This is a genomic window from Cobetia sp. MM1IDA2H-1 (genome assembly GCF_002916775.2).
GTDB classification, from domain to species: domain Bacteria; phylum Pseudomonadota; class Gammaproteobacteria; order Pseudomonadales; family Halomonadaceae; genus Cobetia; species Cobetia marina.
Genome location: NZ_CM133225.1, coordinates 1,762,576 through 1,786,190 on the forward strand (window position 1 = coordinate 1,762,576; position 23,615 = coordinate 1,786,190).

Annotated in this window: 22 protein-coding genes; 5 read left to right on the forward strand and 17 right to left on the reverse strand. The window is 59.4% G+C overall.

All coding sequences use genetic code 11. The annotated features are described in order from the left end of the window. Window positions 1-70 precede the first annotated feature (70 nt). A complete protein-coding gene (locus BOH68_RS07550; protein WP_077376730.1) occupies window positions 71-715 on the reverse strand; it encodes a TetR/AcrR family transcriptional regulator in 645 nt (214 codons plus the stop codon). Between the two features lie 248 nt (window positions 716-963). On the opposite strand from BOH68_RS07550, the gene BOH68_RS07555 reads away from it, so the two are divergent. Further along, the gene (locus BOH68_RS07555; RefSeq protein ID WP_077376727.1) at window positions 964-3,060 is read left to right on the forward strand and encodes an NADH:flavin oxidoreductase; all 2,097 of its coding nucleotides are present in this window, start codon (window positions 964-966) and stop codon (window positions 3,058-3,060) included. A gap of 367 nt (window positions 3,061-3,427) precedes the next feature. Next, window positions 3,428-5,209 (forward strand): anti-phage dCTP deaminase, encoded by a 1,782-nt coding sequence (locus BOH68_RS07560; protein WP_077376724.1) that lies wholly within the window; start codon window positions 3,428-3,430, stop codon window positions 5,207-5,209. 1 nt (window position 5,210) lies between these two features. Here BOH68_RS07560 and BOH68_RS07565 read toward each other — a convergent pair whose 3' ends face one another. The 5 genes from BOH68_RS07565 to BOH68_RS07585 form a co-directional block, all read right to left on the reverse strand. Beyond that, entirely contained in the window at window positions 5,211-5,558 is a 348-nt protein-coding gene (locus tag BOH68_RS07565; RefSeq protein ID WP_077376721.1) for a S26 family signal peptidase, read from the reverse strand. Between the two features lie 28 nt (window positions 5,559-5,586). Further along, entirely contained in the window at window positions 5,587-6,087 is a 501-nt protein-coding gene (gene sodN / locus BOH68_RS07570; RefSeq protein WP_077376718.1) for a superoxide dismutase, Ni, read from the reverse strand. A gap of 2 nt (window positions 6,088-6,089) precedes the next feature. Next, entirely contained in the window at window positions 6,090-6,299 is a 210-nt protein-coding gene (locus tag BOH68_RS07575) for a hypothetical protein (protein WP_077376715.1), read from the reverse strand. A gap of 25 nt (window positions 6,300-6,324) precedes the next feature. Next, the gene (locus BOH68_RS07580; protein WP_077376712.1) at window positions 6,325-6,744 is read right to left on the reverse strand and encodes a hypothetical protein; all 420 of its coding nucleotides are present in this window, start codon (window positions 6,742-6,744) and stop codon (window positions 6,325-6,327) included. A 197-nt stretch (window positions 6,745-6,941) separates the two neighbouring features. Next, window positions 6,942-7,661, reverse strand: coding sequence for a hypothetical protein (locus tag BOH68_RS07585; protein WP_077376709.1), 720 nt, complete (start codon window positions 7,659-7,661; stop codon window positions 6,942-6,944). 674 nt (window positions 7,662-8,335) lie between these two features. On the opposite strand from BOH68_RS07585, the gene BOH68_RS07590 reads away from it, so the two are divergent. Next, window positions 8,336-8,479, forward strand: coding sequence for a hypothetical protein (locus BOH68_RS07590; protein WP_308457335.1), 144 nt, complete (start codon window positions 8,336-8,338; stop codon window positions 8,477-8,479). A gap of 65 nt (window positions 8,480-8,544) precedes the next feature. Beyond that, window positions 8,545-8,997, forward strand: coding sequence for an NADPH-dependent FMN reductase (locus BOH68_RS07595; protein WP_308457334.1), 453 nt, complete (start codon window positions 8,545-8,547; stop codon window positions 8,995-8,997). A gap of 97 nt (window positions 8,998-9,094) precedes the next feature. On the opposite strand, the gene BOH68_RS07600 is transcribed toward BOH68_RS07595, so the two are convergent. From BOH68_RS07600 to BOH68_RS07625, 6 genes are all read right to left on the reverse strand, one after another. Next, entirely contained in the window at window positions 9,095-10,153 is a 1,059-nt protein-coding gene (locus tag BOH68_RS07600; protein ID WP_219815816.1) for a type II asparaginase, read from the reverse strand. Window positions 10,154-10,436: 283 nt separating this feature from the next. Beyond that, entirely contained in the window at window positions 10,437-12,137 is a 1,701-nt protein-coding gene (locus BOH68_RS07605; RefSeq protein ID WP_077376706.1) for a gamma-glutamyltransferase family protein, read from the reverse strand. Between the two features lie 65 nt (window positions 12,138-12,202). Continuing rightward, on the reverse strand, window positions 12,203-13,042 hold the full coding sequence (locus BOH68_RS07610) for a sulfite exporter TauE/SafE family protein (RefSeq protein ID WP_054556070.1): 840 nt from the start codon (window positions 13,040-13,042) through the stop codon (window positions 12,203-12,205). A 245-nt stretch (window positions 13,043-13,287) separates the two neighbouring features. Continuing rightward, the gene (locus tag BOH68_RS07615; protein ID WP_077376703.1) at window positions 13,288-14,616 is read right to left on the reverse strand and encodes a TRAP transporter large permease; all 1,329 of its coding nucleotides are present in this window, start codon (window positions 14,614-14,616) and stop codon (window positions 13,288-13,290) included. After that, entirely contained in the window at window positions 14,613-15,155 is a 543-nt protein-coding gene (locus tag BOH68_RS07620) for a TRAP transporter small permease subunit (RefSeq protein ID WP_077376700.1), read from the reverse strand. Before BOH68_RS07620 ends, BOH68_RS07615 begins: the two co-directional genes overlap by 4 nt. A 138-nt stretch (window positions 15,156-15,293) precedes the next feature. After that, entirely contained in the window at window positions 15,294-16,385 is a 1,092-nt protein-coding gene (locus BOH68_RS07625) for a TRAP transporter substrate-binding protein (RefSeq protein ID WP_077376697.1), read from the reverse strand. Between the two features lie 704 nt (window positions 16,386-17,089). Between BOH68_RS07625 and BOH68_RS07630 the strand changes: the two genes are divergently transcribed. After that, on the forward strand, window positions 17,090-18,064 hold the full coding sequence (locus tag BOH68_RS07630) for a hypothetical protein (protein WP_139345464.1): 975 nt from the start codon (window positions 17,090-17,092) through the stop codon (window positions 18,062-18,064). Here the strand turns inward: BOH68_RS07630 and BOH68_RS07635 are convergent. The 5 genes from BOH68_RS07635 to nfsB all read right to left on the reverse strand — a co-directional run bounded on the left by BOH68_RS07635 (window position 18,059) and on the right by nfsB (window position 23,613). After that, window positions 18,059-18,511: an Lrp/AsnC family transcriptional regulator gene (locus tag BOH68_RS07635; RefSeq protein WP_077376692.1), complete on the reverse strand. Its 453-nt coding sequence runs from the start codon at window positions 18,509-18,511 to the stop codon at window positions 18,059-18,061. The two genes, BOH68_RS07630 and BOH68_RS07635, sit on opposite strands and share 6 nt — an antisense overlap. Window positions 18,512-18,701: 190 nt before the next feature. Further along, window positions 18,702-20,417, reverse strand: coding sequence for a bifunctional UDP-sugar hydrolase/5'-nucleotidase UshA (gene ushA, locus BOH68_RS07640; RefSeq protein ID WP_077376689.1), 1,716 nt, complete (start codon window positions 20,415-20,417; stop codon window positions 18,702-18,704). Between the two features lie 351 nt (window positions 20,418-20,768). Further along, window positions 20,769-22,199, reverse strand: a complete 1,431-nt coding sequence (locus tag BOH68_RS07645) for a uracil-xanthine permease family protein (protein ID WP_077376686.1) — start codon at window positions 22,197-22,199, stop codon at window positions 20,769-20,771. Between the two features lie 273 nt (window positions 22,200-22,472). Then, complete coding sequence (locus BOH68_RS07650; protein WP_170877429.1) at window positions 22,473-22,781, reverse strand: putative quinol monooxygenase; 309 nt, start codon at window positions 22,779-22,781, stop codon at window positions 22,473-22,475. A gap of 172 nt (window positions 22,782-22,953) precedes the next feature. Continuing rightward, window positions 22,954-23,613, reverse strand: a complete 660-nt coding sequence (gene nfsB, locus BOH68_RS07655; RefSeq protein ID WP_077376681.1) for an oxygen-insensitive NAD(P)H nitroreductase — start codon at window positions 23,611-23,613, stop codon at window positions 22,954-22,956. Window positions 23,614-23,615: the final 2 nt, after the last annotated feature.

Genomic DNA, 23,615 nt, shown 5'->3' on the forward strand with positions numbered 1-23,615 from the left:
TTTAGCAGGCCCCCATCGACGATGTGTCGATGGGGGCCTGCTGCGTATCAAGCGCGCGGTGGACACGCCTTCAGCCTGGATGACGCGCCGCGAAGCGCGCCAGTTCATGTGGCTGGCAGGGTTCATCCACGAAGATTTCCACATAGTCAGCGACGCGCCCGATGCGCTCCGCGACGCTTTCCCGGGTGCGCATCGAGAGGTAGCCGATCTGGGTCAGGTAGATGGTGCGCGCTCGGACATCGGCCTGGGATTCAGACTGGCCATGACGCATCAGCATCGCGGTCAGTGCCTGAATGCGTGTCTGATCCGCCTGGTCGACGACGGCGGCAACGTCCTCGTTCTGCAAGCCCCAGTTGCGGATCGCCAGCTCGAAGCGAGAGTCGAACAGCGACTCATCCAGCCAGCAATCGAAGACATTGAGCATGGCCTCCACCACCGTGGCGGCGTATTGCTCGCAGCGCCCGATCAGCCTGGCGGTATTGTGGGCATCCCAACGGGCGAGCAAGGCGGCGAGCAGGGCATCGCGGTCCTTGAAGCTCCAGTAGAAACTGGTGCGAGACAGCCCCAATGTCTTGGCCAGCGTCAGAACGCGTACCGAGTCCACGCCTCCGAGCAACAGCTGCTGATAGGCGGCCTCCAGCCAATCCTCGGCCTTGCCACGTCCTTCCGTTCTGGCGCTTGCACTCTCGGGTCGTGTGGCGGTGGTCTCTGACATGGGCGGGCTCCTGAAGGGGCTGACAGGCGGGGGATGCTGTCGTCGGGGGCTCGAAGATCCAAGCGTGACACCAGCACGGGGGTGAGTGGCGTGGCTCGAGCATGCTGTCTGCGCCAGCGGGACAAGAATGCCATTTCCAGCGACGCACGATCTGGATTCTAGGGCTATAGTCAGCTCATGTACACATGTGTACACGATCAAAGCATCTCTGTTTACGATGTCTCATGACCTGACGTTCAGGAGGCCGCATGGCTCAGGATCCGCTGCTCACACCGTTCAAGCTCAAGCACCTCACTCTCAAGAATCGCTTGATGATGACCTCCCACGAGCCCGCCTATCCCGAAGATGGCATGCCCAAGGCACGTTATCGCGCCTATCACGAGGAGCGTGCGCGCGCCGGTATCGCCTTGACCATGACAGCAGGCTCCGCCTCGGTCGCCCGGGATAGCCCGCCGGTGTTCAACAATATTCTCGCCTGGCGTGATGAGGTGGTGCCCTGGCTGAGCGAGCTGACCAATGCCTGCCATGAGCACGGTACCGCAGTGATGATCCAGCTCACCCACCTGGGGCGTCGAACGCGTTGGGACAAGGCCAACTGGCTACCTGCCGTGTCGGCGTCGCATCGTCGCGAGGCGGCTCATCGCGCCTTTCCCAAGCGGGTCGAGGACTGGGACATCACGCGCCTGATCCAGGACTATGCGGACGCCGCAGAACGCATGAAAGCGGCGGGTCTTGATGGTATCGAGCTGCAGGCCTACGGGCATCTGATGGATCAGTTCTGGTCACCACTGACCAACACCCTGGAGGGGCCCTACGGCGGCAGTCTCGAGAATCGACTGCGCTTCACCATGGAAGTGTTGAGCGCGATTCGTGCCCGGGTGGGCAACGAGTTCATCGTCGGGGTGCGCTACACCGGGGATGAATGCCTGAGTGGCGGCCTGGATGCCAGTGATGGCCTTGCGGTCTCGCGTCTGCTGCGCGATAGCGGTCAGGTCGATTTTCTCAATGTGGTACGCGGCCATATCGATACTGATGCGGGCCTCACCGATGTCATCCCGATTCAGGGCATGGCCAGTGCGCCGCATCTGGACTTCGCGGGACAGATTCGTGAGGCGATGGATTTCCCGACCTTCCATGGTGCCAAGATTCAGGACATCGCCACCGCGCGCCATGCCATCGCCACCGGTAAGGTCGACATGGTCGGCATGACGCGTGCCCACATGGCGGACCCGCATATCGTGCGCAAGCTGTTGGCCGGCAAGGAAGAGGATATTCGCCCCTGTGTCGGGGCCAACTATTGTCTCGATCGCATCTATCAGGGCGGATCGGCCTACTGCATCCATAACGCCGCCACCGGGCGTGAGCTGGAGCAGCCGCATGACATCGCACCGGCCGAGGTCGCCAGGAAGGTAGTGATCACCGGGGCGGGGCCGGCAGGGCTTGAGGCGGCACGTGTCGCCGGTGAGCGCGGCCATCAGGTGGTGGTACTGGAAGCGGCGGACCAACCCGGTGGCCAGATCCGCCTGACCGCGCAGAGCGAGCGGCGTCGCGAGATGATCGGCATCATCGATTGGCGCATCAGTCGCTGCGAGGCGCTGGGCGTCGAGATTCGCTACAACATCTTCGCCGAGGCCGAGGACGTGCTGGCGGAGCAGCCGGATGTGGTCATCGTCGCCACGGGCGGCTACCCCGAGGAAGACATGCCGCAGGTCGGCAGTGAGCTGGTCGTCTCCAGCTGGGACATTCTCTCCGGCCACGTCACGCCTGGCCGCAACGTGCTGCTATTCGATGATGCGGGGGACCACGCCGCACTCCAGGCCGCCGAGATGATCGCCAACACCGGAGCCAGGCTCGAGATGATGACGCCAGATCGCACCTTCGCGCCGGAAATCATGGCCATGAACCTGGTGCCCTACATGCGCAGCCTGCAACGTCTCGCCGTCACCTTCACGCCGACCTATCGCCTCGGCGGTGTCACGCGCGGTGAGGAGGGCCAGTTGATCGCACAGATCGGCAGTGATTATCTGGATGACGCCGTAGCACAGGGCAAGGGCACCGGTGCCTACGCGGATCAGCGAATCGTCGATCAGGTAGTCGTCAACTACGGCGCCCGCCCGATGGAAGATCTCTACTTCGAACTCAAACCTTACTCGCGCAATGGCGGGGCAGTGGACTATGACGCCTTGATCGAAGGACTCGCCCAGCCTGCAGACGGCCCGAGCCCTGAACACACCGAGCGCTCAGCAGACGGCAAGTTCCAGCTTTACCGCATCGGCGACGCCGTCGCGACCCGCAATACCCATGCGGCAATCTATGACGCGCTGAGGCTGATGAAGGTGGTGTGAGGAGGCGCTGATTGTTATTTACAGAATCGGTGTATATGAAAAAAATTTACTGTTTAAGGGCTGCATCTATTGTTCGATAGTTAGCTAGGTGCAGTAAAACTTCTTATAGATCGCTTTATTGAATTTATATTCTAATTATGGTTAATATCCTATCAAGCTTAGTCGTTAGTTTTAGACGCAGGCGTGTAGTTAACGTTGATGAAGAAATATGGCTGTTTCATTATGGCAGTCGTCGATATGATATCGATTGAGTGAGTTTTCTTATACGAATTATGGTGCTAGTCTACATCTTCTGCTAAAAATGTAAGGGCTAAATAACTGAAAGTTGCTTTCGTTTTCATGGACTTTAAATGGATGTAAAGATCTGATGAATATTAAAAAACTCGAATCAACGCTTTTAAGCGAGCGAAGCCAATTTATATTAATTGGCTTGACTGGTAGGACTGGCTCAGGCTGTACAACTACTGCAAGTCTTTTGAGCGATAAAGATTTGCAGTTCCCCAAAGCTACAGAAGTTAATTTTGGTGAGAATGCGTATTTTAGCTCAATGGATGCAAAGCGCTACAATGTAGTGAGAAGCTATGCTGAGAAGCATTCTAATTCTTTTAGAGTAATTAAGATAAGTGATGTGATTGGGGCCGCCCTGCTATGTCTAGATAAAGAAAGTGTCATAGAGTTTATTCGATTCTCTATTGATGAAAGCTGTCATAAATATGTTGAAAAGGCTTTAGAAGAAGCTAGTTATACAGATTTAAAAGAAAAATATAATTCATTAAGTGGAGAGTGTGATTATTTCTTAAAAAACGTTGGGGTTGATACTAATCTTAACGCTGATGCATGGTTAACTAGTGCTGGAGAGTTTGCAGGAAACTTAAAAAAGACAGCTGCGGATATGCTTGGTAATTCCTATGTTAATATTTTCCAAGGTGCTGGTGACTCGATACGTCGTACTACCAAGATAGTACATCATTACAATTCAGTTGATTTTAACCCTATAGGACTGTTTGAATTACCACGCATAGTTAATAGACTGATAAAGCATTATAGACGTGAAGATAAAGCTCAAGACAAAGAAACTTACATTGTAATAGATGCCATCAGGAATCCCTATGAAGCAAAATATTTTAAAGATAGATATGCTGCGTTTAATTTAATATCAATAAATGCGCCAGACGAAGATAGGAAAAGATATTTGCAGACCAAGCATAATTATACAATAAAACAAATTAATGAAATGGATTCTAGAGAATCTGGTGATTCTTCGGTCTCTATTAAAAAGCATAATTCTAGTTGCTCACATTGTGGCTCAAAAGCAAGCAATGAAAATGAAAAATATAATGAGCTAGTATTGTCAAATGTAAAGAAATGTATAGAGATATCTGATATACATTTTTACAATCCGAGAAATGAAGGCCAGAATGTTAATGTATTAAAAGCACAAATAGCTTGGTATTTAAGTCTTATGAAGCACCCAGGGCTAGTGACTCCAACTGCTTTGGAGCGTGTCATGCAAATTGCATTTACAGCTAAAATGAATTCGGGGTGTATTTCGCGGCAGGTTGGAGCTGTAGTGACAGATCAAAGCTATTCTATTAAGAGTATCGGGTGGAATGATGTAGCTAAAGGGCAAACACCATGTAATCTTCGCTCTTTGAGAGATTTGGATAATTTTTCAAGTGATACAGTTTATAGTGATTATGAAAGAAGCGACGAAAACTTTCGTAGTGTGGCTCGAAAGCAATTAATTAAAGTGCAACACTTAGAGGCAGAGGGGCGAAACTTAGCCTATTGCTTCAAGTCGCTACAGCATGAAGTCGATGGTAATAAAAATCAGGTGCATACTCGTTCCTTGCATGCTGAAGAAAATGCATTTTTACAGCTATCAAAATATGGTGGTATGGGCATAGAGGGAGGCAAGCTTTTCACTACGGCTAGTCCTTGTGAACTATGTGCAAAAAAAGCCTATCAATTAGGTGTTAAAGAAATAATTTATATAGATCCTTATCCTGGGATAGCTATACAACATGTAATTTCTATAGGTGATAATCCACCTAGATTAGTGCAGTTTAGAGGTGCTGTTGGTAATGCTTATTTTAGGCTATATGAGCCTATTATGCCTTATAAGGATGAGATGGAGTATTTGTCCTAGGTCATAGAATATTTATTGGAGGATTAGCGTATTGACAGTGGGCTTTGGCTACCACCCGCCCTTTGACCCGCCGACAAGACAGCAAGCCCATCCTTTCAGTAGAGGTACTGTCCGGATGGGTGCCTTCCAGCCATAGCATGCCGTCTGGTTGTATCGCGCGGATGCGCTTGATGATGCGGCCGAAGTGGGGGTGCCGTGCCACCACGACATCCCCGACGCGATAGCGCGATCTCCAGCGTTTCAGCGTGACGACATAATCTCCCGGCGCAAGGCCGGGAGACATGCTGATGCCATTGACGCGATAGAGTCCGATGGGCATCCGTTTACTCTTGATCAATTCACTCTTCATCAGTTCTTTGGCGCATCATGTCGCTGAATCAGTCCAGCTTCGGATAGACGACAGTTTCAGATGGCGGATACGGGCAGGTGGCGGTAAAGGTGGTGAGTCCCTTGGTATCCCAGAACGCCGCGGCGAATTCATTGATGAGGGTCAGCAGCTTTTCCCCCTTGTCCCGCTCGATGCCTTGTTTGCAGGCAGAGCCGGCCAGCATGATGCTGTGGACCAGTGCATCGATGTTCGGATAGGCGTCACGCTGCGGCTGCTTGATGTAGTCGCCCCAGATGATGCGGATCTCATGCTTGGCTTTCTCGGCGTGGCTTTCCTTCTGCTCCACCAGACGGGCGAGCAAGGCCTGGTCTGCCAGCGTCAGGCTGTCCTTCTGGCCCAGCTCATTGATCAGGTCCATGAAGCGGATCACGCTGAGTGCGGCGATCTGCGCAGCGGACGGGTCATAGATCTTGCAGGGGATATCACAGTGCGCGGAGGCCGCAGGGAGAGAGACCAGTCGGTCAACGGTGCGGAGCAGGGCATGAAGCATGTTCAATCCTCCTTTTGCTGAGTGTTGTGACGTTTGTGACGCGACTGACGAATGACAAAGAACGCGGTTCCGATGACGGCTGCGATGGCGCCATAGAACAGGGTGTGAACGAGGGGGCTGCTCCAGTCACTGTGGTCATGTCCCGGGTGGGCCAGTGCCGTATTGGCGGCGGTCAACAGCAGCAGTCCACTCGCGATGAGGGGTTTCTTCATGCCATATCTCCTGTGGGGGTGAGGATCAGTGATGGACCCGCGTCGCCGCATGACGCGCGGGGGTTGGCCGATAAGTCCGCTGACGAGAGACGCCCAGCCATTGCACGGTATTCATGATATCCATTCGCACCTGGCCACTGCCGCGCAGCAAGGCTTGCTGGTGGGCATGGCACAGGCCCGGGGCGGAAAGCGCATGGGAGAGGCGGGCATGGGCAGCCTGCAGGGCGCTCATCGCCTGCGGGTGCTGCCCTTGGGCGCGATAGAGCTCCGCCAGGTTCTGATAGCTCACCACTAGCGCCGCGACGCCGCCTTCCGGGTCTGCACCGGGCATCAGAAAGATGTCTGCCAGGTGGCAGGCACTGAGATAGTGCTGCTCTGCCATGACGTAGTCGCCCTGTTCGAACAACGCATTGCCTGAGCGGGTTTCACGCTTCCATTGGTCCATGAGGCCCTCCTGTGACCAGATGTCGTCAGCATGCCAATCTTCATGATTATGATAATCATTATCATTCAATAATGGTGCAATACCTCGACTGCTGCAAGGGCTCAGGGAGAATCCGTCAGGGACGTCCTGTGATACGTCTCAGGCTGGCAGGGCCAGGCAGGTGATGTCAGCGCAGCACCGAACTTGAATGGGAGGGCTCATTGACGACTGGCAGTCGCCGGGGACGATTGGGGAAGACGGTCGCTGCCGCCATCAGACCCGGGTGAGGCAGAGGGTGTCGGACATTCAGGTGTCAGCGGCGCTGTCGGGGCTGAGGCATAGCGCTGTCTGGCCGTGTGCATGATGGTCTCCATGCTGGCGTAGACCATGTAGAGCTCTCCCAGATGCTTGTCTGTCCTTAGCGTGGCATCGTGAAGCGGCAACAGACCGAAGCGCTTGAAGATCTTCATGTTGGCGCGCTTGCACAACGCCAGAATCCCATCACCATTTCTGGATTTCACATGGCGTGCCGCTGCTGCCATCAACAGATTGCCATGGGCGAAACGTTTGGCCTCCGGGGCCATCACCAGACGGCTGAATTCATAGATGGCACCTTCTGGGATGGAAACGACATCACTGTCGTCAAAGAGGGTGCGCGACTCCAGACCGCCAGGTGTGATGCGAATGCTGCCCAGCAAGGTATCGTACTGTGTGTCCATCAGGCAGATATGCTGACTGTTGCTGTCGATCACGTCATCGTGGTCCGTGTGCTTCTTGAGATATGCCTTGGCGACACCATGGTGTTGGTCACGCAGCTTGAGGACATGCTGGAAGAGTGGATGGCGACGACCGAAGAATGACACCGTCTCTCGATGGGTCTGATGCGTGAAAGAAGAGGTGAACTGCGTGATGACGGCGACGTCGTGACTGTCTTTCATTCCCTTGCTGACTCCTCGTTTCCTGAGGTGGATGAGATATCTCATGCTTGTGGGATGGTAAAGCTAGCACTTTATTAGTTTTAGTGCATGTTTGTTGCGTCGCCATGACAGGTTCATGATGGGGGAAGCCGGATGTCGGTCTGCGCGAGACTCTGCCCTGCGGGATCACGCCAAGACTGAAGCGCGAAGAGGCTTGGTCGGATATTTGGCGATATCATTGGCAAAAATGTCGCGAAAATTGGGTTGATGGCATGATTCTGGGTGGTTCGGCGGACGCGGTCATCCATCGTTAGCCATCTTTCCGCCTTGCCAGTGGCGGGGGGGATCGTCGTCCATCGTCAGCAAGGAAATGGCGCAACCTCGAATATGCCATAACGCTACCCAAGGCTCATTGCTGGCGGAGATGTGCTGAGGAAACGGTGATGTGACGTATCGTTTCTTATTGAGGAATTCGTCGAGAGGGATCACGAGTTCGCGAGGTTAGCCTTGGGTGACGGGCCAAAATGGCGAAGACATCGAGTCTGATGTGTCGCTTCCGATCACGAGATGCCACGAAGGGGGGGCGGTCAATCTGCCAATCGGACGAGATGGCAATGGAGCATGGTGGGAATGCGTGATTCAGGGGTGATGCGCTGCCAGAATCACCTTACATGACACACTTGAAGGAGTTGACAATGGCGCTCAAGATTCTGGTCTTTCTGGGGTCGGTACGGACAAGTTCCCCCCCATCCCCCGCACGTCTGGGAGAGCGGGTCGCCAAATGTTGCATGGCCAAGCTTGAGGAAAGTGGTCATGAAGCGGTGTTGATCGAACCCTGAATTACGATCTCTCGGACCCCTTCAAGCCGCTGTTTTCCTATGCACAACGCAATGCCCCGCAGGACTTGCTCAATCTCGCCCAGGAAATTGAGTCGGCGGATGGCTATGTGATGGTCAGCCCCGAGTACAACCATTCCATGAGTCCGGCACTGGCGAATCTCCTGAATCACTTCGGCAGCTCGCTCTACTCCTACAAGCCGTCGGTGATCGCGACCTATTCCGCAGGACAGTGGGGTGGCGTGCGGGCGGCAGTCAACATGCGCACCTTCCTCTCGGAGCTGGGCTGTCTGCCGGTCTCGGCGATGATCCACGTGCCCCGGGCCCAGGACGTGCTCGATGAGGACGGCAGCTACACCGAGACTCAAGATGCCCAGAAATGGAGCGGCTATCTCGAGCGGGCCTTCGAACAACTTGCCTGGTGGGCGAATGCGGCCAAGCGCTATCACGAGAGTGAAGAGGGTGAAAAACGCCCTGGTGCCTTCACGCGCAGCCCCTCGCAGCGCAACGCGCCTGAATGAATCACTGAGTGTGGAAAAGCAACAAGGGACTGCCGTGGCAGTCCCTTGTTGCTTTGCGGGTCACTCTCACGCCGCGTCATGCCATCTGGCGGATGGCTTACTCGAAGTAGGCGCGCAAGGTGTCCATGTCATCGGTTTCGGTCAGCGCCAGCGAGAGCAGAATGCGCGCTTTCTGAGGGTTGAGTGCGCCGCTGCCGATACCTTCTTCCTTGGCCGTCACGATGCCGTTGCCGGTACGCGTGCTGCGAACGACTGGCAGACCCTCTTCCATCGCCTGCTTCACCAATGGCTTCAGAGTGTCCGGAATGGAGCCATTGCCGCTGCCGGCTATCACGATACCCTTGGCGCCATTGTCGAGTGCCGCGGTGAACAGCGCCGGGTCCATGTCCTGATGGGCGTAGATGATATCGACCTTGGGCAGGCCATCGAGGGACGTCACGTCAAAATGTGGCTTGTCGGTCGGGGTTGCCGGTGTGTAGTAGAAGTGCGGCTTGCCGCTGATGAAGGCACCCAGATAGCCCTGCTCGGTCGCCTTGAAGGTGTCCATCATGATGGCATTGGTCTTGGTGGTGTAATACGCCGAACCGATGCGGTCGTTGAGCACGATCATCGCCCCACGACCCTCCGCGCCTTCATCGGCGGCCAGCGTGACCGCCTCCAGCAGATTGAAGGGGCCATCGGCACTGATGGCGGTCGCCGGACGCATGGCACCCACCATCACCACCGGTTTGTCGCTTTCGACCGTGAGATCAAGGAAGAAGCCGGTCTCCTCCAGCGTATCGGTCCCATGCGTGATCACCACGCCATGTGTGGCATCGGTGGCCAGCGCCTCATTGATCGATTTCGACAGCTTTAGCAGGATTTCCTGATCGATGTTGCTGCTGCCGGTATTGGCGATCTGCTCGCCCGTCACCTCTGCCACGTCTGCCAGTTCCGGTACGGCATCCAGCAGTGCCTGCACGCCGATGCTGCCGGATTTGTAGTTGGTGGTGTCCGTGGAGGAGGCTGAACTGCCCGCTATCGTGCCGCCGGTCGCGTAGATCTTGACGCCCGGGTGATCCGCCGCATTGGCCTGAATGCCATAGGCCAGTGAACAGGCGGCGATCGAGATGGCAGCTACAAGGCGGCGAGGAGTCATGAAGGAAGCTGTGGTCATTGTGGTGAGTCGCTCTTTGTCGTTGTTGTCGGAGTTATCGATGCCAATGGCCTGTCGATACCGTGCTGGCCAATGAACATCCGATGCGTCTGTGCAGAGGCAGGCGGTTTGTCTCATGGTTTCCTCAATCATGAATAAGGAAAGTTTCATGTCATGACGAGGTCTCATCCCTGCCCCCCGGGGTCTGACGGGGGGAGGGAGGGGGGTGAACCGTACTATTGCCAGCATCAATCTGGGCAGCAATATCCCGGCCAGCTCGTGACGCTGAGCTGGCCGGATTTCATCAGGTCAGCGCCGCACCACCATCACTGCGCGGATCGTGCGCCGCCTCGACCTGGCCATCGGGGTGACGCATCACCGCGCCGGCGTGACCCAGCGTATCGCTGTAGGCGTCTTCCAGCACCTCTACTTCATGCCCCAGCTCCCTGAGTGCCTCCGCCACGTCACCCTCAAGGCGCGATTCGAGCTTGAGGCTGGTGCTGACATCGCCCCAGGTGCGACCCAGCAGCCAGCGTGGAGCACTGATCGCGGCCTGCAATGACATGCCGTGGCGGGCGATGCGCGTGAAGACAGCCGCCTGAGTCTGTGGCTGACCTTCCCCCCCCATGGTGCCGAAGGCCATCACGCGGCCATCATCGAAACACGCCAGTGAGGGATTGAGGGTGTGGAAGGGCTTGCGGCCCGGCGCCAGGCTGCGCAGTCTGGCGGGCGCCAGATCGAACGCCAGCCCGCGGTTCTGCCACATCACGCCACTGCTGGGCAGTACCATGCCACTGCCGAACTCCCAGTAGACGCTCTGGATGAAGCTGACGGTAGTGCCCTCGCTGTCCGTGGCGCCCATCCAGATGGTGTCGCCCTCGGCGGGCTCGTGGGGCCATTCCAGGGCGGCCTGCATGTCGATCATTGCCGCCTGCTGAGTCAGGGCATCCTGTGAAAGATGTACCTGTTGCGTCGCGATGCCGCTTTCCAGCCCGCCATCGAGGCATTCCGGAGAGGTGATCAGGCTGTCGCGCACCAGGAAGGCGCGTTTGGTGGCCTCGATCACCGCATGCAGGTGACGCGGTGTATTGCCCTCCGCTTCACTGATGCCGTGCCTGGCGCTCAATTCATCGTAAAGCCCCAGAATCATCAATGTCGCCAGACCCTGGGTCGGGGCGGGCAGATTGTATACCTCACTGTCGCGCAGACGCACCTTGAGCGGCGTGACGCGTTGGGCGCGATAGCCGTTGAGGTCCTCCAGGCGCAGCGGACTGCCGGCGGACTGCAGTTCCTGCGCCATGTGCGCCGCCAGCTCGCCTCGGTAGAAATCGTCCAGCCCGGCATCCGCCAGGCGGGCGAGGGTCATGGCAAGCGCCGGCTGACACAGGCGGGCGCCTTCCTCGAGCGCCATCGGCTCCCCTGACTCGCTCTGACCCAGATAGCGCTGCGCAAACCCGGGTTGCCGTGACAGCACGGCCAGGTGCTTCTCGCTCAAGGCTTGCTGGCTGGCGCTGACCGCGACCCCGTCATTGGCATGCCGGATGGCCTGGCGCAACAGCGTCGCGAGGGGCAATGGCGCGCGCTCGGCGTCGGAGGTGTCTGCCGAGAAGGCCAGTGCCTCCTGCCAGCCGCCGATGGTCCCGGCCACCGTCAAGGCGGACAGCGGCCCACGGGTGGGGATGCTGTCGCCATTCACCAGGGGAGCGCCTGTCTCGTCATCGGCGACACCGTAGCCTTGCGCAGCGTAGAACTCTCGACTGGCCAGCGCCGCGGCCGGCCCACAGGCATCGATTGCGATGGGGGCGAGGCCGGGTCGCTTGATCAGCCAGAAGCCATCGCCGCCGATACCATTCATGTGCGGATAGACCACGGCGATGGTCGCGGCCATCGCGACCATCGCCTCGATGGCATTGCCGCCGTCACGCAGGATGTCACGGCCGGCCTCTGCTGCCAGATGATGGGGGGCAGCGCAGGCTCCGCCGAATCCTCGTCGGGTATGCATCATGGCGTCTTGCTCCTGTGAATGTCGTTGTTGTTATTGCGCCGTTGTCAGTGCGCGGAGGGCGGAGATCAGCTGCCGGTGAACAGGTCGTAGAACATGCGCAGTGCCGTGAACATCAGGAAGATGGCGAAGACCTTCTTGAGCTTGGCGGCATCCATCGCATGGGCCAGCTTGGCACCGATCGGCGCACACAGCATGGTCGCCGGCACGATGGCGGCGAAACCGAGCAGGTTGACGTAGCCGATGGAGCCCGGCAGCAGGTTCGGCTCCCCGATGCCATTGAGCAGGAAGCTGGCGGTGCCCGGCAGGCTGATCACCAGCCCGAGCGCTGCGCCCGTGCCCACGGCCAGGTGCATCGGGGTGCCGAGGGTGCTGAGGGTCGGCACGCTCAGCGTCCCGCCGCCGATGCCCATCAGGGTCGAGACGCCACCGATGAAGGTACCCAGCGCGCCACTGCCCAGCGGGCCCGGCAGGCCAGTGCCCAGCACTGTGGACTGACGACGGAACATGTTGAGCGCCACGAGGAAGGCGACGGTGGCGAACAGCCCCATCAGGACCGCGCCGCTGAACAGGTTGGACAGCAGGCCGCCGATGATCACGCCGATGATCACGCCCGGCAGCAGACGCTTGAGTATCGCCGGGTCAAGATTGCCCTTGGCGTAGTGGGCCCTGGCCGACATGATCGAGGTGGGAATGATGGTCGCAAGCGAGGTGCCGACCGCCTGGTGCATGCGGACCGCCTCATCGACACCCAGCAGGCTGAAGAGGTGAAAGAGCACGGGCACGATGACGATACCGCCGCCGACCCCCAGCAAGCCGGCCATCACGCCGGCAATCATGCCGGTGACGATGAGTGCGGCGATCAGACCGAGAATCCAGTGCAGTGGATAGGCTGAGAACAGTTCCATGGTGTTTCCTTGTAGTACCCGTATGGCGCGGGGTCATTCATTGCTGGTGAAAGTTGCCGACAGACGACATCGGCAGTCGAGGCATCTCCCTGGAGCACTTTCTCTCGCGCTGTCTCCGAGGGGGTGCGAGCGGGTTGGCGAGCCAAGACATTACGCGTTGCTGAATTATCTTTTCAATGCCCTTGTGATGGTCAGGCCCCGTTGGTGGCGTCAAGTCGCCTGTCAGGCTGGCCATCGTGACCGGGTTACCAACCGATGGCGTCCGGCAGCCAGGTGGCAAGACCCGGGAAGCAGAACAGCAGCACGACGGCCATGGCCTGCAGTCCCACGAAGGGGAGTACGCCGAGATACAGGTGGCGTGTCGTGACTTCCGGTGGCGCGACCCCCTTGAGGAAGAACAATGCCCAGCCGAAGGGAGGCGTCAGGAATGACATCTGCAGATTCATCGCCACCAGTACGCCCAGCCATACCATGTCGGTGCCATAGCCGATGAAGACCGGCAGGAACATCGGCAGTGCGATATAGCTGATCTCGATCCACTCCAGGAAAAAGCCGAGCACGAACAGTATCACCATCAGGAAGATGAGAGCGCCCAGTTCTCCCCCCGGCAGTAGATTGAACAGGTCATGCACCATGTTCTCGCCGCCCAGACCGCGGAAGGCCAGCGAGAACGGCTGCGCGCACAACAGGATGAAATAGACCATGGCGGTGATGGTCAGGGTCGAGTGCAGGCAAGCCTTGAGCATCGGTAAGTCGAGGCGCCGCGCCAGCAGTGCGATCACGAGACTGCCCAGTGCGCCCATCGAGGCCGCCTCGGTGGGGGCGGCCACGCCACCCAGAATCGAGCCCAGTACCGCGAAGACCAGCATCAGCGGCGGAATCACGCTGCGCGCCAGATCCCTCAGCAATTCCTTCATGCCACCGGCGGCGGCGCGCTCCTCTTCTGGAATGGCCGGGACGAGTTCCGGCTTCCACCAGCCCAGCACCAGCAGATAGACGATGTAGATGACCGCAATTGCCAGGCCCGGCACGAAGGCGGCGGCGAACAGGGTACCGACGGATTCGCCGAGAATCTCCGACAGCAGGATCAACACGAGGCTCGGCGGAATGATCTGTCCCAAGGTGCCTGAGGCGCAGATGGTGGCCGAGGCCACGCCCGGGTGATAGCCGCGGCGCAGCAGGGTCGGCAATGTCAGCATGCCGACGGTGACCACAGTCGCACCGACGATCCCGGTGGAGGCGCCCATCAGCACGCCGACCAGAATGATCGCGATGCCCATGCCGCCGTTCACGCCACCCATGGCGCGCCCGATGGTCTCGAGCATGTCCTCGGCGACCCGCGATTTCTCGAGCATGACCCCCATGAACACGAACAGCGGTATCGCCAGTAACGTGTAATTGGTGACCACACCATAGAGACGTGCCGGCATCAGGCTGAACAGCAGCGGGCCGAAGCCTGCCAGACCCGCCACGAAACCGGCCACCGCCAATGAGATCGCGACCGGAATCCCGATCAGCATCAGGATCAGGAAGCCGCCGATCATGCTGAGGGCAATCCACTCATTCGGACTCATGAAGGCACCTTGGTGTTGGATGACGTGGTGGAAGAGGCGTCGGGCATGCGGCTTGTCAATGTCAGCAAGGCGCGCAGGCAATCCGCCACGCCCTGCAGGGCAAGCGCGGCGAAACCGATGGGGATGAAGGCTTTGAGCAGGTAGCGATAGGGCAGGCCGCCGGGGTCGGGTGAGCCTTCCATCAGCTGATACGACTGCTCGGTATAGCTCAGGCCGAGCCAGGCAATGGCCGTGCCGATGGCGATGGTCATCAGGGCGCCGAGCAGATCCACCAGCGCACGCCCCTTGGGGGAAAATCGATCATAGAAGACATCGACGCGAACGTCGGCGCGATGCTTGAGGGCATAGGAAATGCCCAGCAGCGCGATGGGGGAAATCAGATGCCACTCGAATTCCTGGAGTGGCACGGGACTGATGCTGAAGAAGTAACGCAACAGCACGTTACTGGCGACCAGCACCACGAGTGCCAACAGCGAGTAACGGGCAATGATGCCCAGCCGCTCGATGATGCCCTCGAGACAGTGGATGACATGCAGCATGACATGACCTCACGAACGCCACGACGGGACAGGCCGTGGCGTAGACAGGGGGAGCAGGGATGACACCAGCGGTGATCCGTTCAGGCACTGGGGACGTGAGCCGCAGGTACCGCGACGGGGGAGGTTCGATGTCAGCCGTCAGAGTGCCAGGAAGGTCTTCTCGCTGACGGCGGCCCATTCCTTGTGTTGATCGCGGAAGGCCATGAACGACTCGTGCACACGTGCGGTGTCCGGATCGGCGGCCGCCATGTCGGTCAGCGTCTTCTCGGTGACTTCCTTCAGGCGCGCCACCACGGAATCGGGCAACGGCTGAGCGGTGACGCCCTCGTTTTCCACCAGATCATTGAGCGCTTCGGCGTTCACCGACTCACACCAGGCCTGGCTCTCGACATTGCACGCCTGAGCGGCGGCCTTGACGATGGCCTGCAGGTCTTCCGGCAGACTCTCCCAGGCGGCCTTGTTGATCATCAGCTCGGTCACGTTGGTCGGCTCGTGCCAGCCGGTGGTGTAGTAGTACTTGGCAGCCTTCTGAAGCCCCAGACGGCGGTCCTGATAGGGGCCGACGAATTCGGCGGCATCGATGACACCGCGCTCCAGCGCCGGGAATATTTCGCCGCCCGGCAACAGGCGCACGGCGACGCCCAGCTCGGCATAGACCTTACCGGCAAGCCCCGGGATACGCATCTTCAGGCCTTTCAAGTCCTCCACCGTGTTGATCGGCTTGCGGAACCAGCCGGTCATCTGCACGCCGGTATTACCCATCGGGAAGGCGATCAGTCCCTTGGGGGCGTACAGCTCATGCCATAGCTCCAGGCCGCCACCGTGATACAGCCAGGCATTCATGCCCTGGGTATTCATGCCGAAGGGGACGGTAGTGAAGTACTGGGCAGCGGGAATCTTGCCGGCCCAGAAATAGGCATTGCCGGCGTTCATCTCCACCACGCCACTGGCGACGGCATTGAAGCCTTCCAGTGCCGGAATCAGCTCACCGGCCGCAAAGTGCTGGATCTTCATGCGCCCGCCCGACATGGCTTCCACCTTGCGGCAGAAGTCGGTCGGGCTACCGGGGCCCTCGACATAGAAGGGCGATCCCGGGCCGTAGGCATTGGTCATCTTCCATTGATAGGTCTTGCTGGATTCCGCGCGCACGATGGCGGGCGCACCCATCACGAGTCCAGCGGTTGAGGTTGCCAGAGCGGCACCCAGGAACTTGCGACGATCGAATGTCATGGGAGGTTCTCCTGCGGACGGATGACCAGTAGTGCCCCTGCGGCGGTGGATGTGCGGATGCGGCAAGGGGAGCCTGTACGGCGTGCTGACATCGAGGTCAGCGATCTTGTTGTGTCGGTGTTTCTGCATGCTCTTGAGTAGCGATGTCTTTCATTTGTCAGTTTTGAGGCTGTCATTTGTCATCGCGCTACGAGGATGACTCTGCAAGCCGTGTGCCATTTCGCCGCCTGAGAAATTTTTCCAATTATTTCAATGAAATATGTACAGGCAGAGGGCGCTGTTTTCCGTTGAGAATGCGCGCATGCGTCTCCGGAGTTGCACATGTGAGACCGTGGAGCCGCTGATGTGCGGAGTTCAGTGCCTGACAAATGTCAGAAGATGACGCCAATCGCGGCATTTGTTCATCGATAGCATTACGGAAGGTGACATCTGGCTCGCGAATGTGGGGTGGTGATGACCAATTGTCATGCTTGCCGCATTACGGTGCGCTTGAGTCATCGCGGTGCATTACCTCTGAGCGAGGCTGTCAGGAAAGGGCTTGGCACGAGAGGGCTGAGCGGTGCGTGGGCTGATAGGGGCAGGGAGAAGAGAGAGCTGGGCGGAGAGAGCCGACAGGGACATGAACGGGGCCGGTGATTGCCGGGCGATGACGACAGTCAGCAAGCCCGGTGGCATCATGCGGCTTTGCCCTGTTGGAGCCTTGCATGTCACCTCATGATTCTGACGATTCCGCTTCTCCCACGCCGGCCACGTCTGCCGTCTCCTCCACGCCTTTCGCGAGACATGCTGGCGTGCGCCTGCCTGCCGCCCCCGGCGCACCCACTGACGCGCGAATACCCCGCGCCTTCCTGATCGCCATCCTGCTGGTAATGGCAGTGCTTGCCTGGTGGGAGTTGCCCCAGCAGTGGGCACGCGATGTCATCGATGCCACCCTGGGGCAGGCCTTCAGTGCCTTCGCCATCGCCAAGGGCCTGAACGCGACCATCTCGGTGCTGCAGTCCTCGACCATCGACCTGCAGGTATTTCAGGTCTCGCCCGGGGAGGCGCTGGACCCCGCCAATGACATGATCGAGCGCTTCTCGTGGGTGATGTTCGCGGCCACCGGTTCATTGGCGCTGCAGAAATTGCTGCTGGGCATCTCCGGTTCCGTGATCATCAAGAGCATGACCACCGTGGCCTGCCTGCTGGCGGTGTTCGGCCTGCTGGCCGAGGGCAGGCGGGCAGACAGCGAAGCCGGGCGCGTCCCTCCCTGGTGGCAGCAGGCACTCGTGCGCCTGGCGCTATGGGGCATCGCGCTGCGCTTTGCCGTGCTCAGTGTCGCGCTGGCCAGTGGTGCGGCAGGTCAGGCCTTTCTCGATGACAGCCGAGATGCGCAGATGGCGCAGCTGAGCGTGACGCAGCAGCAGCTGGCGGAAGTGGCGGACAAGCAGGTGGGAGGCGAGCACGAAGAGCGCAGCTGGTGGCAGCAGTTCAAGGGCAGCATGGAAGGCTGGGTCGGTGGGCCGATCACCAGTGTCACCGAGGGCTTTGATGCCATGACCGACAAGGTGATCGACCTCACCATGCTGTTCATCACCCAGACGGTGCTGTTCCCGCTGGGCTTTCTGTGGGTCACCATGCGCTTGCTGCGTGGGTTGGGTCGCATGCACTTAATTCGCGACCCCGGCGCGTGCTTATAGCCGTGCGCCACCACGACGATGCTTGACGCGTGTCATCAGCGACTTGCAGTCGACGGAGAGTATCTCGTCACGATTGAAGATATGTTCGCGCACGAAGCTGTCGAAGGCTTCGTAGCTGTCGGTGAGGGTGTGGATGTGCAGGCTTTTCAGGTCGCTCATGATGTAGAGGCTGACCACCTCGACACAGGCGGAGAGTTCCTCGGCGATGCGCTCGATGGCGCTGGGCGCGACGGTCAGGTCCACGAAGGTGGAGATGCCCTTGCCGAGCTTGTCCGGGTTGATGACGGCGGTGAACTGCTCGATCACGCCACTCTCGACCAATGCCTGGACCCGTGAGCGGGCATGGGCACGCGAGATGCCCAGCTTGCGGGCGATGTCGGCATAGGACATGCGGCCGTCCTTGATCAGCAGGTTGAGCAGTTCGCTGTCGGTGCGGTTGAGGTTCATGGGCCAGGGTCTCGACGGTCTTTGTGGTGGTGGTGCGCATGGCTTATCAAACCTGTGCGATCCGCACTTGTATAGTCCGACGTCAGCCTCTGGTGAGGATATCCCGGCTCTGGAAACGACTACGGGACGCCTTGGCGTCCCGTAGTCGACTATCTCATTCGATCACATCGCGTCGCGAACGCGTTGAGCGTCACTGATAGACGATCTCGCCCTTCGGGGCGTACGCCGAGACATCGATCGGGCTCTGCTCGGCAAGGTAGGCCTTGAGCACATCGGCATCGACGAAGCCGGTATCCAGGTAGCCCGGCAGGTCAGTGACCTTCGGATAGCCATCCCCGCCGGCGGCATTGAAGCTTGGAACGCTGAAGCGATATTGCGCGCTTCTATCCAGGGGCTGGCCCTGGATCATCACGTCAGAGACGCTGCCCTCGGCCCGGTCGACCTGCATGCTGATACCGGCAAACTGGGCATAGGCGCCGGAGTCCACCGGCTGGGTTGCCACGGCATTGAGGTAGTCGAGCACCTCGCTGCCCGACATGCTGACGACCCCCACGGTGTTGCCGAAGGGCAGTACGGTCAGCACATCCTTGTAGGTGATCTCTCCTTCAGGCAATGAGGCGCGCACGCCACCTGAGTTCATCACGCCGAAGTCTGCCTTGCCGGCCTGCATGGCGGCGGTGGCGATCAGGCGGCCCAGATTGGTCTGGGCAAAGCGCACCACGTCGCGATCCCCCTCCAGCTTGCCGTTGCTCTGCGCAATGGTGACATTGAGCTGCGCCTGGCCCTTCTCCTGATAGGGGCGCAGGAACTCGAGCAGCTCACTGTCCTCGGCGATTTCCTCCTTGACCAGCACCTTGTGACGCTCGCCGTTCACTTCGACGCTCTTCTTGAGGTTCACCGGGATCAACTGATAGTTGAGCATGGTCAGCTCGCCATTGCGGAACTCATAATCGGCACGCCCCACGTACTTGCCCCACTCGTGTGCCTGCACGATGTAGGTGCCGTTCTGGTGGTCCGGCTGGCAATCATCGCCGGGCGAAAAGTCCGCCATCCGGTTGACGCCCTCCATGCACACCGGCTCCTGGGAGTGCCCTCCGACGATCATGTCCAGCGCACCGGTGGGCAGGTAGCGCGCAAGCGCGACGTCGCCCGGCGCGTTGATGCCATGCTCGGCATTCTGATAATGCCCCATGTGGGTGACGGCGAAGATCAGGTCCGGCTGCTCATGCTCGTTCAGTTGCTCGATGACCTTGCGTGCCTCTTCCTTGGGATCGCGAAACTCGAGATTGCTGAAGTACTCGGGATTGCCGATGCGCACGGTGTCTTCGGTGGTCAGGCCGATCACCGCGATATGGACGCCGTCTTCATCGAAGATCCTGTAGGGCGCGAACAGACGCTCGCCGGTGGCCTTGTCGTAGATGTTGGCGGCCAGCATTGGGAAATCGGCCCAGTCGCGCTGCTTGAGCAGCACGTCCAGCGGGTTGTCGAATTCATGATTGCCCACCGCCATGGCGTCATAGCCGATGCGGTTCATGCCCTTGAAGTCGGGTTCGGCCTGCTGCAGATCGGACTCCGGCACGCCGGTATTGATGTCTCCGCCGGACAGCAGCAGCACGCTGCCACCCTTGGATTCCACTTCGGCGCGGATACGGTCGACCAGCGTCTTGCGTGCCGACATGCCATATTCGCCATCGCTGCTGCGCCAGAAGCGACCGTGATGATCATTGGTGTGCAGCACCGTCAGGTGATAGGACGTGTCTGCCTGCCATTCATGGTCCTGATGGCTGGCGCAGGCGCTGAGCGTGCTCAGCAATGCAGCCCCCAGCAGGGTCTTCAGCGCCAGGCGCGAGCGGGGGGATGCGCGCAAGCCCGGCGCGTTTGATGAGGTGAGTCGAGTGTTCAGCATGAGCGATACGTTCCTTGTGTCTGGCTCCGAGGCGCTATGGCGCGCTCCAGCCTCAAAGTGCTGATTGTCAGGGTGGCGATTGCAAGGCTGTTGATGAGAAAGCGCTTATGTGTAGTGGGTGAAGGGTAACCGATGGCAAGGCACACCGCTGTACGAGTCTGTCTTGCCATTGTGGAGATTGGATGACCTGCTCAGGAAGTGCGAGCTGTGCGCCGCTTGCCTACGTCAGCGAATGGCGTGAAGAAGTGTGGCTGACCTGTAGAAGCGCGACTGGCCTCAAGAGGTGACCGACATGAAAAAACCGGCCAATGATGCGCCGGTTTTTTCATGTCTCATTGCGGCGCCTGCGGCTCAGGCGTGTTCCTGCTCCGCGCTGATGCTGTCGGTGGACTCACGCTCACTCGCTTTGGGATTGAACACCTCGGCATCTTCCATCTTCGGCAGCAGCAACTCGGCGAGGATGGCAGTCAGGCCGCCCATGGTGATCGGCGAGCGCAAGGCATCGGCGAAGGCCCCCGGAATCGCGTTCAGCACATCCGGTACCATGCCGACGCCCAGACCAAGCCCCAGGGCCAGCGCGATGATCATCATCTCGCGACGCCCGATGGGCTGCGCCATCAGGATGCGGATGCCGGAGACGGCGATCAGCGCGAACATCAGCGTGGTGGTGGCACCGAGCACCGGGCGCGGCATCTGCGTGAGCAGGGTGGCGATGAAGGGCGAAAGGCCCAGCAACAGCAGGAAGCCCGCCACGTAGCGGCCCACATGGCGGCTGGCGATACCGGTCAGCTGGATCACGCCGGTGTTCTGACTGAAGGTGGTGTTGGGGAAGGTGCCGGCCAGCGCGCCGAGTGCGGAATTCAGGCCATCCCCGAGCACGCCGCCACGCAGACGCTTCTGATGCGTGTCGTCATCCACGGCGAGCCCCGAGGCGCGTGCGCTGCCGGTGAGATCGCCGACGGTCTCGATGGCGGTGATAATGAAGATGAAGGCCACCGGCAGGAAGGCGGCCAGCGAGAAGTCGAAGCCGGTATTCAGCGTCGCCGGATGCGGCAGAGCGATCAGTGCGGCATCCGCCAATTGCGGCGCATCGTACATGCCGCCCAGCGCCGCGATGATGCAGCCGACGGCCATGCCGATGAAGATGGAGGCGATTCTCAGCCACGGGTGACGCGAGACCTGACAGGCCAGTACCGTGATCAGCACGCAGCCGGCCAGCGCCAGATTGGCGGGGGCGCCGAAGTCCGCGGCACCGAAGCCGCCACCGATATCCGTCATGCCGACCTCGATCAGACTCAACCCGATCAGCATCACCACTACGCCCGTCACCACCGGTGTGATGACGCGCTTGAGCCATGGCAGCACCGTGCCCAATGCCATCTCGATCAGGCTGCCGGCCAGACAGGTGCCGAACAGTACCGCCAGCACCTGTTCGTCACTGGCATTCTGGCTGCGCGCGATCAGGCCGGCGGTGATCAAGGCCGATACGAAGCTGAAGCTGGTGCCCTGGATGCTCAACAGCCCCGAACCGAATGGCCCCAGGCGCTGGGATTGAATCCAGGTGGCGATCCCGGAGACCACCAGCGCCATCGACAGCAGACTGGCGGTGTAGGCCCCGAGCGATAGCGCACTGGTGATGATCAATGTCGGTGCAATGATGCCCGCCAGACTGGCCAGCAGATGCTGGGCCCCGGCGAGCGCCGAGATGGGAACGGAGGGGCAGCTCTCGAGGCCGAGCAGTGGCTCGTCGATCCCCTTGTGCTGGGAGGAAGCTTGGGTCATGGGACGCTCCTTGTCGGCTCGCGGCAAATGCGGGAGGAATGGGCTGATGATCGAGGATGACGATGCGTGATCACGCCATGCGATTCGCGGGCGGGCAATTATAAGCAAGAAGTGAACCAATATCAGGTGTCTTTTGCTGTCACGACGTCTTGTCGCCGAGGCACTCGATGACTGGCCGGATAACGCAGGACCCCGCCGAGCGTGACTCGGCGGGGTCCTGGAATTGACGTCCCTGTGGCCCGGGCAAGCGGGTGCAGGGTCAAGCGGCTGGCGTCAGACTGTCAGCAGACGCTGGATCTTGAGGCCGATCTCGCCTTCCGGGAAGGCCCCCAGGAAGCCCTGGAAGTGCTCGGATGCCACGTGGGCTTCCAGCGCTTCTTCATCCCACCATTCCTCCAGTACCACGAAGTCGCCTTCCGGTACCGGCTCGCCTTCCTCGACCTGCTTGTCTACCGCGAAGAGTTCATATTGCAGACAGCCCTTGTCGGACTGACTCTTCTCGACCAGGTCGGCGAGAATGTCACGGGCCTTTTCCTGCTGGTCGGCGGGGAAGGTCAGAGTCGCGATAAGCTTGAGAGACATGGCATGAATCCTTTCGTGAAGAAAATGATGACGCGTGAAGCGGATGCCCCACGTGACCGGCGGACGATGGGACATGAGCAGAAACGGTGTCATGTCCGATGGGCGGATGCAATGCGGCAGGTACGGAGCCCCGTGGGGGAATGCGCTGCCCGCCGCTCGATGTCCCCTGCGCTTACAGGCGAGTGAAGAGTTCGTCTGCCGGCAGACGGGACTTGGGCAGTTCCGCATTGAAGTCGTCAGCGGCGCGATAGCCAAGGCTCACGGCGACCAGGGCGTTGAAGCCTTTCTCGCGCAGCCCGAATTCGGCGTCCAGCGCCACCGGGTCGATGCCTTCCAGCGGCACGGTGTCGATGTTCAGGCTGGAGGCGGCATACAGCAGGCTGCCGTAATTGAGGTAAACCTGCTTGTCCATCCAGTGCTGCATGTCCTTGAGATCATGACGATGCAGGTCGATGAATAGACGACGCGCGCCGTCCATCATGGCGCTGAACTCGTCATCCTTCTTGAAGCGACCATCAGAGGCTTCGGTATCCAGCAGATGGTTCAGGTAGTCGTCGTCCAGGGTAGTGCGGGTGCAGAACAGCACGACGTGAGACGCATTGGTGATCTTCGGCGAGTTGAAGGCGTACTTGTCATCCGTACCGGCACGTGCGAAGCGCTGCTTGGCATCGTCAGACTCCAGCACCAGGAAGTGCCACGGCTGGGAATTGACGCTGGAAGCGCTCAGGCGCATCACGTTTTCCAGTTCCTGCCAGTCGGCGGCGCTGATCTTGCGCGCCGGATCGAAGGCCTTGGTGGAATAACGACGTTGCATGATGGCAGTGGGAGTCATGA